The sequence below is a fragment of the Actinoallomurus acaciae genome (assembly GCF_042429965.1).
Classification (GTDB): Bacteria; Actinomycetota; Actinomycetes; order Streptosporangiales; family Streptosporangiaceae; genus Actinoallomurus; species Actinoallomurus acaciae.
This window is the reverse complement of the sequence record NZ_JBHLZP010000782.1, coordinates 1-2,832: the sequence shown is the minus strand read 5'-3', so window position 1 is coordinate 2,832 and position 2,832 is coordinate 1. Positions and strand designations below refer to the sequence as shown.

The 2,832-nt window shown below is 72.0% G+C and carries 3 protein-coding genes; 2 read left to right on the top strand and 1 reads right to left on the bottom strand.

Annotated elements, in window-relative coordinates:
- Window positions 1-599: 599 nt before the first annotated feature.
- Window positions 600-2,264, top strand: a complete 1,665-nt coding sequence (locus ACFFNX_RS46875) for a RecQ family ATP-dependent DNA helicase (RefSeq protein ID WP_378212857.1) — start codon at window positions 600-602, stop codon at window positions 2,262-2,264.
- Between the two features lie 110 nt (window positions 2,265-2,374).
- Here ACFFNX_RS46875 and ACFFNX_RS46870 read toward each other — a convergent pair whose 3' ends face one another.
- Window positions 2,375-2,572, bottom strand: a complete 198-nt coding sequence (locus ACFFNX_RS46870) for a hypothetical protein (RefSeq protein WP_378212856.1) — start codon at window positions 2,570-2,572, stop codon at window positions 2,375-2,377.
- Window positions 2,573-2,624: 52 nt separating this feature from the next.
- Here ACFFNX_RS46870 and ACFFNX_RS46865 point away from each other — a divergent pair.
- Window positions 2,625-2,832 (top strand): hypothetical protein (locus ACFFNX_RS46865; RefSeq protein ID WP_378212855.1); only part of this gene is annotated, 208 nt, incomplete at its 3' end.

Below are 2,832 nucleotides of genomic sequence, written 5' to 3'. Positions count from 1 at the left end.
CGATCTGAAGCAGGCCGGCGAAAAGATCAAGGACGTCTTCAAGGACTGAGCGACGTTTTCGGGTGCGCGGTCAGGCGCGTCGGAACGCGCACCCTTCCGGCTTGGCCGCGCCTGATTCGCGAGCCGACCGGGAAGGAATTCACGACGTTGTTCCGTGCCTCCGGCGGCGCCGGTCCGGCCGCCGTCCGATGGGCCGCACGGGCCGCCGTACCGGGCCCGCCGGGGGCTACCGCCACACGACCTCCCCTCCGACGCGTCGCGGCGGCCGGAGGGGCACTTCGTGCTCGACCGGGGACCGGTCAGCGCGACCGACGGGCACGGCGGGACGCTCACCGCCGCGATCGGACAGCGCCCCCGCCGACTCGCACGGTCGGCTCGTCTTCTTCTGGCACGCCACGCGGCTCCCCGGCCCGGACTCCGTGCGCGACTGCGCTACGTCCCCACCGGCATGTTCCGCGTCGCCCACGCGCTCTCGGGCACACCTCCGGTTCGTGGAACTCCCATGTGTGTCCCCGTGGCCTGGTTGGATGATCACGCGCAGGCGAAAGACGACTAAGCCGGGATCATTCGGGTAACAGCGCCCGGCGGGGAGGCGCTACATGGGCATTCGCGATAGTTTCCGGCGGTTCGGACGTCGACGGCGGCAGGTGCAACGGACCGCCAGTGAGGTCTTCGGCTGGCAGGAGCTGCGGCCCGGCCAGGACGAGGCCATGCAGCACCTGCTCCAAGGGCGCGACGTCCTCGTGGTCATGCCGACCGGCGGCGGGAAGTCCGCGACGTACCAGATCCCCGCTCAGCTGCTCGACGGTCCCACTATCGTGATCTCGCCGCTGATCGCCCTGCAACGCGACCAGATGCTGTCCCTCGCCGAGCGGAACGCCGGGGGCGCGGTCGTGGTCAACTCCGCCCAGCGCGCGGGTTCGAGCGAGAGCTCGCTGGAGCAGGTCCGCGCCGGTCAGGCCGAGTACGTCTTCCTCTCCCCCGAGCAACTGGCCAAGCCCGAGGTCGTGGACAAGCTCGTCGCGGCACGCCCCTCGCTGATCGCCATCGACGAGGCGCACTGCGTGTCGTCCTGGGGCCACGACTTCCGGCCCGACTACCTCCAGCTCGGCCGGGTGATCGACCGCCTGGGCCACCCGCCGGTGATCGCGCTGACCGCGACCGCCTCCCCGCCCGTACGCGAGGACATCGTCGAGGTGCTCGGCCTGCGGAACGTACGGCAGGTCATCCGGGGCTTCGACCGGCCCAACATCGGGCTGCGCGTCCGCCGGTTCACCGAGGAGTCCGCCAAGCGACGGGCCCTCGTGAAGGACGTCGCCGGGCGCGACGGACTCGGCCTCGTGTACGTCGCCACCCGCCGCGACGCCACGGCGTACGCGAAGGAGCTGACCGAGGCCGGCGTACGCGCCGAGGCGTACCACGCCGGGATGAAGGCCGCCGACCGCGAACGGGTGCACACCCTGTTCTCCGAGGACGAGGTCGACGTGGTGGTGGCCACCTCGGCGTTCGGCATGGGGATCGACAAGCCGAACGTGCGGTACGTCCTGCACAGCGCGCCGCCGGAGTCGCCGGACTCCTACTACCAGGAGATCGGCCGCGCCGGTCGCGACGGTGAGCCGGCCGAGGCGGTCCTGTACTACCGGTCCGAGGACCTCGGCCTGCGCCGGTTCTTCGCCGCCGGCAGGCCGGACGAGGAGATGTTGCTCCGGCTCGCCACGCTCCTCCACGAGCACGGCGGCACCGTGACGGCGCGCGCGGTCCGAGAGACGCTGAGCGTCGGCGCGTCCAAGCTGACCGGCCTGGTCAACCTGCTGGAGCACGCCGAGGCGGTCGAGATCAGCGACCGCGGCGAGCTGCGGTACGCCCCGAAGGGGCCCGCACCCGAGCAGGCGGCGGCCGACGCGATGGAGTTCGACGAGAGCCGCCGCAAGATGGACGACTCACGCATCGACATGATGCGGGGGTACGCCGAGACGACGGGGTGCCGCCGCCGGTACCTGCTGGAGTACTTCGGCGAGCCGTACGCCCAGCAGGTCTGCGACCGCTGCGACAACTGCGCGACCGGATCGGTCGAGACGGCTCGGGCCGACACGCCCTTCCCGATCCACTCGCAGGTCGTCCACGCGTCCTGGGGCGCCGGAACGGTCATGCGCGAGGAGCCCGACCGGATCACCGTGCTGTTCGAGGAGATCGGCTACAAGACGCTGTCCCTGGACGCCGTCCAGCGCGACTCTCTCCTCTCCCTCGCCCCGGCGAAGCGCTAGCACCTCGGCCAGCAGCGCGTCCCGCGTGCCCCACGGGCCGAGCACGGCCAGGAACAGCGAGCCGATCGTCGCCACGCCGAGCGCGAGCGCCGACCGCTGGGTCGTGGTCATCACGCCGGTGCCCACCCCCGCCCGTTCACGTGCGGCCGGTAATGCCACAACGTCAGGAACAGCAGGACACCGCCGGCGAACTGCAACAGGCACCCGAACGTCACCACCCGCCGCGCGCCGTACCGCGCGACCATCCAGGGACCGGTGAACGAGGCGAGGCGCAGTAGCGTCGGCGACACCGGCGGGGTACGGCCCACCCGGTCGGACCTCGCTTCGACGCGTTGGAAGGCCGGCGCGAGGAACGGACTCGTGGCGAGCAGCACCCAGGTCCAGAACACCAGCCTGTGGCTCGCCCCGCAGTCAGGCGCGCGGCTGGTCGGCTACGTGCCCGAGGACGACGAGACCCGTACCCGGCTGGAGAGACTGCGGCCGGTGGCCGGCGAGGACCACCCGCCCGCGGCGGCCGGGGACGGGCACCGGCGACCACGCCCCCGGCCGTCGCGCGCCCCGAAACGCG